This is a genomic window from Longimicrobiales bacterium, assembly GCA_035764935.1.
Classification (GTDB): Bacteria; Gemmatimonadota; Gemmatimonadetes; order Longimicrobiales; family RSA9; genus DASTYK01.
Genome location: DASTYK010000075.1, coordinates 22703 through 37939 on the forward strand (window position 1 = coordinate 22703; position 15237 = coordinate 37939).

At 68.7% G+C, this 15237-nt stretch carries 16 protein-coding genes; 2 read left to right on the forward strand and 14 right to left on the reverse strand.

Annotated features, from left to right (window positions below; all coding sequences use genetic code 11):
* Positions 1–102: 102 nt before the first annotated feature.
* From VFU06_05975 to VFU06_06025, 11 genes are all read right to left on the reverse strand, one after another.
* Positions 103–1695 carry an ATP-dependent DNA ligase gene (locus VFU06_05975; protein ID HEU5208942.1) on the reverse strand — a complete coding sequence of 531 codons (1593 nt, stop codon included), beginning with the start codon at positions 1693–1695 and terminating at the stop codon, positions 103–105.
* Positions 1692–2723, reverse strand: coding sequence for a ligase-associated DNA damage response exonuclease (locus VFU06_05980; protein ID HEU5208943.1), 1032 nt, complete (start codon positions 2721–2723; stop codon positions 1692–1694). Before VFU06_05980 ends, VFU06_05975 begins: the two co-directional genes overlap by 4 nt.
* A 94-nt stretch (positions 2724–2817) precedes the next feature.
* Positions 2818–4599 carry a chemotaxis protein CheA gene (locus tag VFU06_05985; GenBank protein HEU5208944.1) on the reverse strand — a complete coding sequence of 594 codons (1782 nt, stop codon included), beginning with the start codon at positions 4597–4599 and terminating at the stop codon, positions 2818–2820.
* Positions 4596–5660: a chemotaxis response regulator protein-glutamate methylesterase gene (locus VFU06_05990; protein HEU5208945.1), complete on the reverse strand. Its 1065-nt coding sequence runs from the start codon at positions 5658–5660 to the stop codon at positions 4596–4598. The genes VFU06_05985 and VFU06_05990 overlap by 4 nt, the downstream gene beginning before the upstream one ends.
* The gene (locus tag VFU06_05995; GenBank protein ID HEU5208946.1) at positions 5657–6115 is read right to left on the reverse strand and encodes a chemotaxis protein CheX; all 459 of its coding nucleotides are present in this window, start codon (positions 6113–6115) and stop codon (positions 5657–5659) included. Before VFU06_05995 ends, VFU06_05990 begins: the two co-directional genes overlap by 4 nt.
* Positions 6112–6492, reverse strand: a complete 381-nt coding sequence (locus VFU06_06000) for a response regulator (GenBank protein HEU5208947.1) — start codon at positions 6490–6492, stop codon at positions 6112–6114. Before VFU06_06000 ends, VFU06_05995 begins: the two co-directional genes overlap by 4 nt.
* Before the next feature lie 6 nt (positions 6493–6498).
* Entirely contained in the window at positions 6499–7035 is a 537-nt protein-coding gene (locus tag VFU06_06005) for a chemotaxis protein CheD (protein ID HEU5208948.1), read from the reverse strand.
* 7 nt (positions 7036–7042) lie between these two features.
* Positions 7043–7843, reverse strand: coding sequence for a protein-glutamate O-methyltransferase (locus VFU06_06010; protein ID HEU5208949.1), 801 nt, complete (start codon positions 7841–7843; stop codon positions 7043–7045).
* Positions 7844–7871: 28 nt separating this feature from the next.
* The gene (locus VFU06_06015; GenBank protein ID HEU5208950.1) at positions 7872–8435 is read right to left on the reverse strand and encodes a chemotaxis protein CheW; all 564 of its coding nucleotides are present in this window, start codon (positions 8433–8435) and stop codon (positions 7872–7874) included.
* Entirely contained in the window at positions 8436–10208 is a 1773-nt protein-coding gene (locus VFU06_06020; protein ID HEU5208951.1) for a methyl-accepting chemotaxis protein, read from the reverse strand.
* 246 nt (positions 10209–10454) lie between these two features.
* Positions 10455–11870 (reverse strand): sigma-54 dependent transcriptional regulator, encoded by a 1416-nt coding sequence (locus VFU06_06025; GenBank protein ID HEU5208952.1) that lies wholly within the window; start codon positions 11868–11870, stop codon positions 10455–10457.
* 226 nt (positions 11871–12096) lie between these two features.
* Between VFU06_06025 and VFU06_06030 the strand changes: the two genes are divergently transcribed.
* Positions 12097–12471, forward strand: coding sequence for a response regulator (locus VFU06_06030; protein ID HEU5208953.1), 375 nt, complete (start codon positions 12097–12099; stop codon positions 12469–12471).
* A 137-nt stretch (positions 12472–12608) separates the two neighbouring features.
* Here VFU06_06030 and VFU06_06035 read toward each other — a convergent pair whose 3' ends face one another.
* On the reverse strand, positions 12609–13013 hold the full coding sequence (locus VFU06_06035; GenBank protein ID HEU5208954.1) for a response regulator: 405 nt from the start codon (positions 13011–13013) through the stop codon (positions 12609–12611).
* Between the two features lie 142 nt (positions 13014–13155).
* Here VFU06_06035 and VFU06_06040 point away from each other — a divergent pair, with 142 nt between their 5' ends.
* Positions 13156–13914 carry a lysophospholipid acyltransferase family protein gene (locus VFU06_06040; protein ID HEU5208955.1) on the forward strand — a complete coding sequence of 253 codons (759 nt, stop codon included), beginning with the start codon at positions 13156–13158 and terminating at the stop codon, positions 13912–13914.
* Between the two features lie 6 nt (positions 13915–13920).
* Here the strand turns inward: VFU06_06040 and VFU06_06045 are convergent, their stop codons facing one another.
* Positions 13921–14718, reverse strand: a complete 798-nt coding sequence (locus VFU06_06045; protein ID HEU5208956.1) for a tryptophan 2,3-dioxygenase family protein — start codon at positions 14716–14718, stop codon at positions 13921–13923.
* Between the two features lie 120 nt (positions 14719–14838).
* Positions 14839–15237: hypothetical protein (locus VFU06_06050; protein ID HEU5208957.1), on the reverse strand; the 399-nt coding region annotated here is incomplete at its 5' end.

A 15237-nucleotide genomic window follows, 5' to 3' on the forward strand; every position in this document is an offset into this window, starting at 1 on the left:
CCCCTGAATCCCGCTGTTAACCCGCCATCAACCCGCTGTCGACCCGCTGTCGGCCCGCTTCGAACCCCGGCCCCGGCCCCGGGCCCCGGGCCCCGGCCCGCCTCACTGCGAGATCAAGCCCCGCAACGTCCCCAGCGAGTCCGCATCGCGCACCACCTTGTCGGTCCGCCAGCGCAGGATACGCGGGAACCGCACCGCAATGCCCGACTTGTGCCTCGTCGACTCCTGGATCCCCTCGAACGCCAGCTCGAAGACGTGCTCGGGCTTCACGTGCCGCACCGGCCCGAACTTCTCGATCGTGTTCCGGCGGATCCACGCGTCGAGCTTCCGGATCTCCGCGTCCGTGAGCCCGGAGTACGCCTTGGCGAACGGGACCAGCTCGCCGTCGTCGTTCCACACGGCGAACGTGTAATCGGTGTGCAGCGATGCACGGCGGCCACTGCCGGGCTGCGCATAGATGAGCACCGCATCGGCCGTGTACGGCTCCACCTTCCACTTCCACCACGGCCCCTTGCGACGTCCGACGCCGTACGGCGCGTCGCGCCGCTTCAGCATCAGCCCTTCCGCGCACTCGTCGCGTGCGCGTGCCTGCTCCCGCCGCAGCTCGTCCCACGACGATGCAGTCACGACCGGCGACACGCGGAACCGATCGGTGCCACGCACCTCGGCGAGCAGCTGCACCAGCGTGTCGCGCCGCCATGCGAACGGCCGCGCCCGCACGTCCTCCCCCGCGCACTCGAGCAGATCGTACGCCACGAGCACGACCGGCACCTCGGCGAGGATCTTCGGTCCCAGCTTCGTCCGCCCGATGCGACGCTGGAGCTGCGCAAAGGGAAGCGGCGCGTCCTCGCGCCATGGCAGGATCTCACCGTCCAGCACCGTGCCGTCCGGAAGCAGCCGCGCGGCTTCCGCGATTTCCGGGAACCGCTCCGTAACCAGCTCCTCGCCACGCGTCCACAGGAACGTGCGACCGCGCCGCCGCACGAGCTGCGCGCGGATGCCGTCCCACTTCCACTCCGCCTGCCATTCGCTCACGTCGCCCAGCGCGGCGAGGTCGTTCTCGAGCGCATAGGCGAGGAAGAAGGGGTAGGGCCGGGAAAGATCGGCATCGTCGGTATCGGCAGAGACGAGCTGCGCGAACCCGCTTGCCGTCGGCTCCCAGTGGCCGGACAGCCGGTGCGCGATCGTCGGCTCGTCGATCCCGCTCGTGCCTGCCAGTGCGCGGATCACCAGGCTGCGCGACACGCCGACGCGAAACGCGCCGGTGATCAGCTTGTTCCAGACAAATCGTTCCGTGCCGTCCAGCGCACGCCATGCGCGCAGCATCGCACTGCGCTGTGCAGCCTCATCGACATTCGCGAGCGGCAGCAGCCGCTCCTCGATCCAGACGTGCAGCGGCTCGTCGCTCGTTTCCGGCGCGGCGGGAAGCAGCAGTGCGATCGTTTCTGCCAGGTCACCGACCGCGCTGTAGCACTCCTCGAACAGCCACTCGGGGACGTCCGCTTCGGCCAGTGCCCACGCGGCCAGCTTGCGCACGCCGATCAGCCGCTTCGGCCGGTTGCCGGACAGGAAATGCACCGCCCACGCAGCATCCGCGGCCGGTGCATCGCCGAAGTAGTGCACCATCGCGGCGACCTTCTCACTGGTGCGCGTCGTCGCGTCGAGGGCCTCGTAGAGGGCGGCAAACCGTTTCATCCGGCGACGTCCCCGCCGCCGGAGTCATCCTCTGCCACGGTCTCCGACTCCAGCTCGCCTTCCCACCGGCTCATGACGGCCTCCGCCTCGAGGCCGTGTTCGCGCAGCCAGCGCACGACGGGCTCGCGGTAGCCGTGCGTCACCCACACGCGCTCGGCGCCGGTCGCCTCGATGGCGGCGAGCAGTGCGGGCCAGTCGACGTGATCCGACAACACGAAGCCGCGGTCGACGCTGCGACGACGTCGTGTGCCGCGGATCTGCATCCAGCCGGAGACGAATGCGTCGGAGTGCGGGCCGAACCGGCGGAGCCAGGTGCTGCCCATCGCGGAGGGCGGGGCGACGATCAGTGCGCGCGCGAAGTCGCCTTTCTTTCCGGCCGATGCATGCATGGTCGGTGGCAGTGCGACGCCGCTAGCCCGGTAGTCCGCGTTGAGCCGCTCGACCGCGCCATGCGTGTAGATCGGCCCGATGCCGGCGTCGATTACGCCCGCGAGGATGCGCTGCGCCTTGCCCAGCGCGTAGCCGTAGACCACGGACGCGCGGCCCGCGTCGGCGTTCGCGGCCCACCACTCGCGCAGCGCCGCGAACGTTTCCGCCTGCGGTCGCCACCGGTAGATCGGCAGCCCGAACGTCGACTCGGTGATGAACGTGTGGCAGCGCAGCGGCTCGAAGGGTGTGCAGGTCGGGTCGGGCTCCGCCTTGTAATCGCCGGACACGACCCAGACCTCGCCCCTGTGCTCGATGCGGACCTGTGCGGAGCCCAGGATATGGCCGGCGGGGTGCAGCGAGACTCGCACGCCGTTCCGCTCGACGACCTCGCCCCATGCGACGGTGCGGATCTGCGCGTCAGGGCCCATGCGAGTGCGCAGCACACGCTCGCCCTCCGCCGCGGCGACATACAGCTCCGAGCCCCAGCGCGCATGGTCACCATGTGCGTGGGTGATGACCGCGCGCGGCACCGGGCGCCACGGATCGATGTGGAAGTCGCCGGCAGCGCAGTACAGGCCGGAGTCGGTCAGCTCGAGCAAGGGTGGGTCATCCTGCGTGGGACTGCTGGAGCGAAATCGCCCGTGAGACCGAAAGCCCGACCGCAGCGGCTGCGATCGGGCCTGATCTACATAATCAGCGGGCTGACCGTGCCGTCAATGGGGCGGGGTCCGTCGCGCGGGCCGCCGGGGCGATCTCCGCGGGGTCCAGGATCAGCCCGACACGCCCGTCGCCCAGGATTGCGGAGCCGCTGATGCCCGCCGGAACGCGCAGTCCGCTGGTCAGCGGCTTCGCCACGAACTGCTGCTGGCCGAGCAGCTCGTCGACCAGGAGCGCGAAGCGACGCGGACCGTCCTCCATCACCACGAGCACCGCGCGCGCCGGATCGACCTGCGCGTCCGCCACACCGAAATGCTCGTGCAGGCGCACGATGGGCACTGGCCGCTCCTGCACGATCACCATCTCGCCGCGTGACTCGCCGCCGATCGTCGCGGCAGCCACGACGGCATCCTCACGCGGCCGGAAGCTGGAGATCACGTGCAGCGACGGAAGGATGTAGCGCTCCGCGCCGACCCGGACGAGCAGGCCGTCCGTGATCGCGGTCGTGAGCGGCAGCCGGATCGTGAACGTGGTGCCTGTGCCGGTGGCGGACTCGATTTCGATCCGGCCGCGCAGCGCCTCGATGCTGCGCAGCACCACGTCCATCCCGACACCGCGGCCGGACAGGTCGGTCACGCGTTCCGCTGTCGACAGCCCGGGCGCGAAGATGAGGCGCCAGACCTCGGCGTCGCTCAGCGTGTCGCCATCCGCCACGAGCCCGCGCTCTTTGGCGATCGACAGGATGCGCTCGCGGTCGAGTCCCCTGCCGTCCTCCTGCAATTCCAGCACGACGGCACCACCCGCATGCGCTGCGGCCAGGCGCAGCGTCGCCTCGGGCGGCTTGCCACCTGCGACGCGCTCGTCCGGCCGCTCGATGCCGTGGTCGATCGCATTGCGCACCATGTGCACGAGCGGATCGGCTAGCGCCTCGACCATCCTGCGATCGATCTCGGTATCCGCGCCCTCCGTGACCAGTCTCACCTGCTTGCCGGACTGCTGCGACAGTTCGCGGACGAGCCGCTGCATGCGCTGGAACAGCGGCCGCAGCGGGATCATGCGCAGTCCCAGGCTGAGCGATTGCAGCTCGCGAACGATCCTGGACGTCTGCAGCACCTTGCCGGCGAGCGGCCCGTGCCGCTCCCGGACCACCGACTCGTCCTGCGCAACCATCGACTGCGCGACGACAAGCTCACCGACCAGGTCGAGGAGCTGATCGAGACGACGCGTTCGGACACGCGTCCATTCGCCATCCACCCCGCGTGCCTGCGCGTGCCCGGGAACGACGTCCTGCCCGCCTGCGCCGCTCGCGCCGCCACTGCGATCCGGCGCGGTGCCCACGTCGTCTGCGCCCGCGTCACTGGTGCCGCCCCGTTGATCCCGGGTGGCAGTCGGATCGTGTTCGGCCGCCGCGCGCAGCCCCGAACGCAGCGCCTGGTACTCGTCCGACGTTCCCGCCGCCTTGCCATGCATCACCCGCTCGCGCGCATGCCCGAGCAGCACGCGCGTCGCATCGGTTGCTGCCAGGAGGAGGTCGGCGTGTGCGCGCGTGAAGGGTGCTCCGCCATCGCGCACGGGGATCAGCAGCGATTCCGCGTCGTGCGCCAGGCCGGAGACCGCATCGAGCCCGAGAAACGCGGACGTGCCCTTGACCGTGTGGAACGCCCGGAGCACGACATTCACTGCCTCGATGTCCCCGGGATCGTGCTCCAGCTCGAGCAGGGCGGCCTCCGCCTGCGCCATCCAGTCCAGCGACTCCTGCATGAACTCCGGCAGGATCTCCCGCATCGCCTCGGGCGGCAGCCCGGCACCGGAGCTCATGCCCCGCTCACCTCGCCGAGCAGGATCGATGTCGCGGCATTGAGCGCAGCGGCGGGAATGTGTGCGAGCGGCAGGACGTCGCATGCACCGCCGCGCCGGATCGCTTCTTCCGGCATGCTGAACACGACGCAGCTCTTCTCGTCCTGCGCGATCGTGTGCGCGCCGGTGTCGCGCATGGTGCGCATGCCCACGGCGCCATCGCTGCCCATTCCCGTGAGCAGTACGCCCACGGCTTCGGGTCCCACTGTCTTTGCGATGGAGTGAAAGAGCACATCGACGGACGGCCGCGCGTGGTGCACGGGCGGTCCGTCGTGCAGTGCCACGCGCAGCTCGTCGCCGCGCCGCACCACGGTCATGTGGCGGTCACCGGGCGCGATGAGTGCGACGTCGGGCTCGACACGATCGCCGTCGCGTGCCTCGCGCACGTTCATCGCCGAGCGCGCATCGAGCCGGCGCGCAAAGGCGTCGGTGAAGCCCGGCGGCATGTGCTGCACGATCAGGATCGGCGGTGACCCGGCCGGCATGGCCGCGAGCAGCCGCTCGATGGCGGCCGGCCCACCCGTGGACGCGCCGATCGCGATCAGGTTCTGGCGGATGCGCGCGCGCAGGGCGGGGTTCATGCGCGGCATGTCAGGCCTGGAGTCGGCGCCGTCGTCGGGCTCATGACGCAGGTTGGCGGCGGCCGCGGCGCGGATGCCGCGCACGAGCTGCTGCATCGCCAGTCTGGCATCGCTGCCCACGCCCGGCTTCGCCACGACCTCGACCGCGCCGAACGACAGTGCCTGCAGCGCTGCCTCGCTGTTGGGCGCCGTCACCGAGCTGAAGATCACGACGGGCAGGGGATGGTACATCATGAGGCGCTCGAGGAAGTCGATGCCGTTCATGCGCGGCATCTCGACGTCGAGCGTGATCACGTCCGGCGCGATGCGGAGGATCTGCTCGCGCGCGTCGTATGCGTCCTCGGCGACGCCGACGACTTCGATGTCGCGCTCCGCATCCAGCTCCCGCTTCAGGATCGCGCGCACGACGGCGGAGTCATCGACCACGAGCACGCGAATCATGATGTGCCTGCCGGTTCGGGTTCCAGGAACAGGAGCAGCTCGGCGCGGCTCGACTCGAGGCCGAGCTCGATGCGCGCGGATGGCACCTGCTCGTCATCGCTGCCGGTCCCGGTGACGACGCGCGGCGGCATGTACTCGAACGCGCTGACGGGATGGAGCGCGGGCAGCACCTGCCCGCAGATCACGTTGGCGATCTCGCCCAGCGCATCGAGCTGGAGCGCTTCGGGCGCGACGTCCATGCCCATCATGTTCGCCGTGAGCCGTGGCAGCAGCCCCTGGCCGGCGTGCACCTGCAGCCTGCCACGGGCGGGACCGGAGAACGAGATCGTGGCAACCGCCTCCACGTTCTGGCGGCGCTGGATCTCGTCGGGCGGGATGTCCGGCAGCAGGAAGACCATGCGCTCGAACGTGTAGATCGCGGCCGAGCACAGCGTCTGCTCGAGTGTCGCGCTCATTTCTTCGCTCCCGTGAGCTCGATGACCACGTCCCGGAGCTGCTCCGGCAGGAACGGCTTGGGCAGGTAGACGGCGCCGAGCGATTCCATGTGCGTGACGCGCTCCGTCATGCGCTCGCTCGAAATGACCAGGACGGGCACCTCCGCCGTTGCAGGCTGCGCACGCATCCGCTCCAGCATCTCGTCGCCACGCATCCCCGGCATGCTGATGTCGAGCATCACGAGGTCGATCGCCTGCTCCTCCAGGAGCGCGAGGCCCTGCTCGCCATTCGCCGCCTGGTGCACCGCGCCCAGCGGGACGCCACTCATCTCGAGCGACTTCAGAATCATTGCGCGCATGACCGCGCTGTCATCGATCAGGAGTACGTTGATGGCCATGGTGCCTCACAGGTGGATGCTGCCGCCGCCTGCGCTGCGGACCTTCACAGCGCCACTGCCGACGTGCAGACTGAGCGTGCGCGACGCGGTGCCACCCACGTCCTGCGCGCTGACGAGAACCCCGTTCTTCCAGAACAACTGCCGCGCGATCAGCAGGTTGCGCCTGCCGATCTCGAAGTGGTCGCGCTCGACGTCCGCGCTGGTGCCGGCGCCGGCGATGCGGACGACCAGCCGCTCCTTGCGCGCACCACGCGCGTAGCACGCGCGGAACAGCGCGGGCAGGCCACTCTCGACGAAGACCGCCGGCTCGGTGCGCGCACGCAGCGGGTCCAGCTCGATGCGCGGGTGCACGGCGTGCAGCATCCCGCCGACGCGCGCGACCGGGTCATGCACTGCGACGCCCAGGCAGCTGCCGAGCGCGTACGTGATCAGCGTCTCACCGGGCTCCGTGCTCACGTACAGCTCGCCGAGCCCGACGACGACGAGGCGCCTGGTTGCCGGCGCGCCCCGCTCCTTCTTCCTCAGGCGATCTTCGACGTCCATCCGGATCTCACAGCCGCTGGTAGACTGCCGGTCGTACGTAATGAAACGCGTGCTCCAGGCCGGCCAGGCTCTCGGAATGCCCGGTGAACAGGTAGCCTCCCGGCCTCAGCCGGTCCCACATCCGCTGCACCAGCGTCTGCTGCGTCGCCTTGTCGAAGTAGATCATCACGTTGCGGCAGCAGATCAGGTCGAATGTGCCGCGCATTGGCCAGGTGTCCACCAGGTTGAGCCGCGCAAAGCGGACGAGGCGGCGCACTTCACCGGCGATCTCGTAACTGCGCGGATGCCGCGGCTGCACGCAGCGGAACCAGCGCTGGCGAAGCAGGGGGTGCACCGGCTCGATCGCGTCCTCCGTGTAGACCCCGCGACGGGCACGCGCGAGCATGCGCGCAGATATGTCCGTGCCCAGGATGCGCGCGTCGGCGTCCACACCGAGCATGTCCGCGAGCACCAGTGCCAGCGTGTATGCCTCCTCGCCCGACGAGCAGCCGGCGCTCCAGACGGTGAGCGGTCGATCCGCCGGCTGCAGCTCGGGCAGCACTGCACGCAGCAGGGTGAAGTGCTGCGGCTCACGGAAGAACGCGGTCTTGTTCGTGGTCAGCGCGTCGACCAGCCGCGCCATCTCCGCCCCGCCGCCGGGCTTCGTGAGCCCGGCCAGGTAGCCGTCGACGTCGTACGTGTCGAGCTCGCGCAGCCGGCTGGCCAGCCGCGACTGCACCAGGCCGATCTTGCCCTGGTGCAGGTGGATGCCGCTGCTGCGATGCACGAGGGCGCTCAGCGTGCCGAACTGATCGGGTGTGAGCATCATCGCTCCGGCTCGCTTCCAGTTCGTCCGATCAGATCGCCGGCGCTGCCTCACGACCGATAACCCCGGCGGCCGACTCCTGCAGCGCACCCGTGGTTTCTGCCGGCAGTGCCCGCTCGACATCGAGCAGCAGCAGCACACGATCGCCGTGCTGTGCCACGCCGAGCATGTAGTCGGTGTCGATGCCGCTGCCGAAGTGCGGCGCATCCTCGATGCTGCCGGCATCGAGCTGCACGACCTCCGCAACGCGGTCGACCACCAGGCCGAGCTCCATCTCGCCCGCGCGCACGACGATGATGCAGGTGCGCTGCCCGTGGTCCACGGCGTCCAGGCCGAACTGGATACGCAGATCGACCACCGGAATGACCCGGCCCCGCAGGTTGATCACGCCGCGCACGGCGTCCGGCAGCAGCGGCACACGCGTGACCGGCAGCAGCCCGATGATCTGCTGCACACAGCCGATGTCCACACCGTACTCGGTCCCGCCCAGCCCGAACACCAGCCACTTCGTGGCGGCTGCATCGCCTGCGAACCCGGCCCGCTGTTCCCGCCCCGACGGCCCCACCGGCCCCGACTGCCCGGTCGGCCCCACCACCTAGAACTCCTCCAGCGTGCGCAGGTCGTCCTCGTCGCTGAACGGGATCACCGACTCGGGATGAATGTTGTGCAACGGTGCTCTCCCGTTCGGCTGCACGGTCACTCCGCCGCCCTGCCGGCGCACCGCGAAGCGGCGCGGCGAGTTCGTGCCGTGACGGACGCCGCCACCCTGCCAGGACGCACGCTCCGCAAGCCGGAACTCGCCCACCAGGCTGCGCATCACCAGCGCCTGGCTGGACAGCTCCTCCGACGCGCTCGCGCTCTCCTCGGAGTTCGCCGCAGCGGTCTGCGTCACCGCGTTCACCTGCTCCACCGACGACGTGATCTGCGCGATGCCGCCGCTCTGCTGCTCCGTGGATCCGGCGATCTCGCCGACGACCCGGCGCACCTGGTCCGCGCGATCGGCAATCGCGCGCAGCTGCCCGGCAACCACACCGCTCAGGTCGGCGCCCTCGCGCGCACTGCCGATCGCATCCTCGATCAGCTCCGATGTAGTGCGGGCTGCCTCGGCGCTGCGGAGCGCGAGCGAGCGAACCTCCTCGGCCACCACCGCGAAGCCGCGGCCCGCCTCACCGGCCCGCGCCGCTTCCACAGCCGCATTCAATGCGAGCAGGTTCGTCTGGAACGCGATCTCGTCGATCGTCTTCACGATCTTCGCGGTCTGATCCGACGACGCGCGGATCCGCTCCATCGCCTGTGCCAGGCGCGTCATGCTCTGCACGCCCTCGTGCGCCATGCCGCGTGCGCCTTCCGAGAGATCGTCGCACTCCTGCGCGTGTGCGGCGCTCTGCCGCGTCATCGACGTCATCTCCTGCAGGCTCGCAGAGATCTCCTCGAGCGAGCTCGCCTGCTCGCTCGTGCCGTGCGCGAGCACCTGGCTCCCTGCACCGACCTGCGTCGCCGCAGAGGCGACCTGGTCCGCCGACGCCGCGATCTGCGCCAGCGCCTCCTCCATGTGGTCCATTGCGGTGTTCAGCGCGGCCATGATGCGCGCATGGTCGCCCTGGTAGCTGCCGCTCATGCGTACGGTCAGGTCCTTCGCGGCCAGCCGCTCGAGCACCTGCACCGCCTCGTTCAGCGGCGCGGCCATGCCGTCGATGATCCCGTTGATCCCCGCAACGACGTCGCGGTATGCACCATCGAAGCGCGCCACGTCTCCGCGCTTCGCCAGATCACCCGCAACCGCGGCTTCGGCAAGCGAGCGCGCTTCTGCAGTGACGCTCCGAACGGAGTCGCGCAGCGTGATGAAGGACCGGGCGAGCACGTCGTGCTCCGAGCGAGCCTCGACCGTGACATCCAGGTTGCCCGCCGCGATCTCCGCCGCCGCAGCGGCGATCTCCTTCTGCGCAGCAGCCATCCGCCGGAACGAGTCCGCCAGCCGGCCGACGTCGCCCTTGGATTGGAATGTCACGTGAATGTCGAGATTGCCGCTCGCGAGAGCGTCCGCGGCGCGCCGCATCTGGCCGAGCGCGTTGGTGATCGCGCGGCTCACGATCCAGCCGAGCCCGAGCGCGATGCTCATCGCGAGCAGTACGATCCCCCACATCGTGCGTCGCGCCTCGCTGAAGGCCGCATGGGCCGCGGCCGCGTCAGCATTGGCCGACGCTACCTCCAGCGCGAGCAGCTCCGCATGCAATCGCTCGGCATGCTCGCTGATCCGCATCATGCCGCCGATGCCGACCGCACCGGTCAGCGCGCACAGGAGTGCGACGGCCAGGAACAGGCCAAGGAGCGTCTGCGAAACGCTCAGGTCTTTCAGCCACCTGATCATCCGTGAACCCCTTCGTCGGGTGTTCTCGATGTCTGTTGTCCAGTGAAGGGCAGGGGCGGCCACAGGAGGCCAGTCGCGTGCCACCGCGGCCGTATCCGGTACAAGCCGTTACATCACAACGGCATGCGACCCGCCGCACGCACCTCGCATCAGTGCATGACAAGTGTCAGGGAACCCTGACACTCCGCCGGAGTTGCCTGCTAAGCCGATGCGGGACTGTGCGTTGGGTCGAGTGTCAGGAGAACACTACAGTATGTCAGGCGCGCCTGACACTTCGGGAGCCTGTGAAAGGCCGTGGCGACGGAGCTTGTCGTACAGCGTCGCACGGGAGATGCCGAGCATGCGGGCCGCCCGGGCGCGGTTGCCGGCCGCGCGTTGCAGTGCACCAGCGATGAATTCACGCTCTGCACCGGCCAGGTACTCGGCGAGTGTCGTGTGCTCGCCCGCCGGAGCGTGAGGTGTCGGCCCGTTGGATGCCGCGCGCAAGCCACGCACCTCGACGGGCAGCATCGCGGGCAGCAGCACCTGGGCGTCGCCGGCGTTGAGGGCGGCGTGCTCGAGCACGCTGCGCAGCTCCCGGACGTTGCCGGGCCACGAGTAGTGCAGGATCAGCTGGAGCGCCTCGCCGGAGAATTCGCGGGGTCCCCGTCCCAGCTCGCGTCGCACGGCGGCAAGCAGGTGGTGGGCGAGATCGGCGACGGCTTCGTCACCGCGCTCGCGGAGTGGCGGCAGCGTGATGACGTGGGGCGCGATGCGGTAGTACAGGTCCTCGCGGAACTCCCCCGTGCGGATGCGCTCGCGCAGGTCTCGATTCGTTGCGGTGATGACGCGCACGTCGACGGAGATCTCGCGTGTTGCACCCAGGCGGCGGAAGCGTCGTGTCTCGAGCACCTTGAGCAGCTTGGGCTGCAGCTCGGAGGCGAGGTCGCCGATCTCGTCGAGGAAGAGAGTGCCGCCGTGCGCGACCTCGAAGAGTCCGCGCTTGGGCGTCTTCGCATCGGTGAACGCGCCCTTCTCGTGACCGAAGAGCTCCGAGTCGAGGAAGGTGGCGGACAGTCCCGCGCAGTTGATCTCGACGAACGGCCCCTCGGCGCGTGGTGAGAGCGAATGCATCAGCTCGGCAAGGCGCCCCTTGCCCGTGCCGGTTTCGCCCTGCAGCAGCACGGTCGCCTCGACCGGTGCGAGCACCTCGACCCGCTGTGCGACGTCGCGCATCACAGGTGTGTCACCGAGCTCTGCGAATGCGCGCGCGTCGAGCTGGCGACGGCGGAGCAGGTATTCGGTGCGACGTCGCAGGTCCGCCTTTTCGATTGCGCGGCGCATCAGCGCCTCGAGGTGGCGCAGGTCGAAAGGCTTCTCGAGGAAGTTCTCCGCACCGAGCTGCATCGCCTCGACGGCCGGTGCGACACCGCCGTACCCGCTGAACATGATCACGGGGATGTTGGGATCGCGCTCGCGCAGGATCTGCAGTACTGCGAGGCCGCTGATGGTGGGGAGCTGGAGATCCAGCAGGACGATGTCGAACGCGCCGCCGGAGAAGCTTTCGAGTGCGTCCTCCGCCGTCGCCACGGTGGTGACGTCCCAGTCCGGCGGTGGAAACGCCAGCTCGATCATCCGGCGGATCTCGGAGTCATCGTCGACGACCAGTACGCTCGAGCTCATGGCTGCAAGGTAGGAGCGGGTGCGCGGCGCGAGCAAACCGGGGCGACCGTCGGGTATCCAGGCGCGGCGGAACTGGCTGTCGGGCAGCGGGACCCCGGACCGTCCGGGGGCTGCTCCTGGCAGCTGGCCCTGTTGTCGATCCGGCCGACCGTATACAATGGCGCCGACCGCGACGGCGCCTGGTCCAGCACCGGGCGCCGTCTCTTCGTGATGGTTACACAGGCAAATGAACGGACCTGCGCGAATCCTGGTCGTCGACGAGGACGCCGACCACCTCGAGATTGTCGCAACCCTGCTCGATCACCACGGCTACCGGGTCGCGTGTGAGACGTCGCCTGGCACCGGACTCACGACGGCCCAGGTCAGGCGCCCCGATATCATCGTGACGGCCCTGCATTTCGGCGGGCTTCCAGCCGGCCTTTCCTTCATCGACCTGCTGCGGGAACGGCCTGCGACGGCCTCCATCCCGATCGTCGTCGTCAGCTCCTTCACGGACATGCATGAGCAGGAGCTGCGCGCGCGAAACGTCCGCTGCGTCCAGAAGGGCGGCCATCTCGGCCGTATCATCGAGGAAATCGAGTCGCTGCTGGACCCGGGCTGACGGGGCCGCATTGCCCGTGTTTCGTTGCGGCTCCTTGCGGGGGAGATGTTGCTGAGTGGCGACGACTCCCCTGCGGCAGCTATCCCGGAGCCGCCTCGGGTCCTGCATCATCTGCGGCACTCTGATCCTGGGTTGAACTACCCGGGAGCGGCACCGGGCCCTGCACCGTTCTGCGGCGCTCCGATCCTGCGCCGGACTTCAGCCGCGAGCGCACGCGGCTCGACCGGTTTCGCGAAATAGCCGTCACACCCCACGGCAAACGCCATGTTGCGGTCGCCCTCCATGGCCAGCGCCGTCACCGCGATCACCGGGATCGATGCGGTAGTCGGGTCCTTCTTCAACCGCTCCGTAGCCTGAAAGCCGGTAACGCGCGGCATCTGCAGATCCATGAGGATCAGGTCGGGATGCTCGGCGTGGGCCACCTGGATGGCTTCCGCCCCATCCGCGGCCTCCAGCACGCGGTAGCCGAAGTGCGTGAGCACCATCACGTAAACCGCCCTGTTGTCGGCATTGTCGTCGGCGACCAGCACCGTCAGCTCCATCCGCATACTCCTCCGGGATTGCAGACATTGCATGTGCGGCAAACGGTGTGCCCTCGACGGCACCGCTCCCCGCGCCGCAACCGCTTCAAAAAACCGCCTGTCCTGCTATTGTTCCGCCGACGACTCCTGTAACTGAGATCGCATGGCACGGCTGGCGCAGCAGATCGGCTCGGCAATCCTCTGGTTGCTCTATACAGTTCTCGTGATCGTGTGGACGCCCCTCCTGGCGGTGCTCTACATCTTCACCGTGCCTGGTGATCCCGGTCGGTACACGGTCGGCCTCTGGTTCCGGCGCGCGGCCCGCGTGGCGGTGTGGATGAACCCCGCCTGGCGGTTCCGCACGTCCGGCGTGCGCATCAGCAACCCGCGCCGCCCCTACATCGCGGTTTCGAACCACGAGTCCTACGCCGACATCTTTCTCATCAGTCATCTGCCCTGGGAAATGAAGTGGATGTCCAAGCAGGAGATCTTCAACATCCCCTTCATGGGCTGGATGATGCGCCTCGCCGGTGACATCCCGGTCCGCCGGGGCGAGGCGCGCAGTCGTGCAGCATCGCTGCGTGAGGTGCGCGACCGGCTGGCGAAGCGTGTCTCCGTGATGATCATGCCGGAAGGCACGCGCTCGAAAACCGCGGACCTCCTGCCCTTCCGGGATGGTGCGTTCCGCGTGGCCATCGAGACCGGCACCCCGATCCTTCCAATGGCCGTCGCCGGCACGCGCCACTGCATGGCGAAAGGCTCGTTTCTGTTCTGCCGCGCGAACGCGGAGGTGCGTGTGCTGGAGCCGATCGAGACGGGCGGCATGACGCTGGACGACGTCGCATCCCTCCGTGACCGCGTGCGTGACATGATCATCCGTACGCGCGCCGATCTGCAGCAGGAGCTGGGCATCGCGGGGTGAGGATCGCTAGAGCTCGGTCCGGATCTCCCACAGGTCTGGGAAGGCGGGCTTCATCAGCGTGGTCATGAGGTAGGCGGCGCCGGCAGAGCCGCCGGTGCCGACCTTCGCGCCGATCGTACGCTCGACCATCTTCACGTGCCGGTAGCGCCACTCCTGCACACCCTCGTCCAGATCGACCAGCCGCTCGCACAGCTCGCGCGCGTTGGCATCGCTGCGATACACCTGGAGCAGCACCTCCTGGAGCTCCGGGTCGGGCTCGATCCTCTGTCGCACGTCGCGTTGCAGCTGCGCGACCGGCACGTCGTACCCGGCGCGGGCCAGCCAGGCGAGGAACGCGTCCCAGAGCGTGGGCTGCTCGTAGAGCTCGGCCAGTCGCTGCCTGGCCGCCGTGCCTTCCGGGTAGTGCTCCACTGCCGGCAGCCGCTTGTTGCCCATCATGAACTCGAGCGCACGGAACTGATACGACTGGAACCCGCTGCCGGACTCGAGACGATCACGGAACGTGAGGAACTCGAGCGGCGTCATCGTTTCGAGGATATCGATCTGCGCGACGAGCACCTTGAGAATCGTGAGCACGCGCTTCAGCGTGTGGCGCACCCGGACAGTGTCGTCCTGCGCTAACAGCGCCTGCATGCGATTCAGCTCGTGCAGGATCTGCTTGAACCAGAGCTCGTACGCCTGGTGCACGACGATGAACAGCATCTCGTCGTGCTCCGGACCGTGCGGACCATCGGAGCGCGGGGACTGGAGCGACAGCAGCTCGTCGAGGCGAAGGTAGCTCGAATAGTTCAGTGGCTCGGCCATGGAATGTCGCGGGCGGGTGGACGCTCACGCGCGAGGTGCGCGGACCGTGCCCAAGCATAATGTCGGCACGGTCGGCACGCGAATGCCAGACCCGATGATCGGCAGGTCGCGATTACACCGCTATCTGCGCTCCCCCCGCAGAGCGGCCACCCGCGCCTCGATCCACTTCGCCAGTCCCGGATGCGGCAGCAGCGCCTCGCCCGTGTACACGACCGGCAGTCCCGCCAGGTCCGCAGGGAACTTCTCGCGGCTCACCGATCCAGTGGAGATCAGGGCCGGAATGACAATGACGTCTCGGCCGGTGAGCTCGTGCTGCAGCTCGATGATCTCGCGAACGTGGCGCACAGCCTCGGCACGAACAGGCGCGGGCGCGTCGTCCCGGACCAGTCCGACCTTCACGTCACGAAAACCGGTGAGCGCCGCCACTGTATCTGCCACGGGCCGCAGATTCTGCATCCACATGGCGTTGTCTTCCGCACTGTTCGGCCCGTGGCCCAGGATGAACAGCGCACGTGAAGC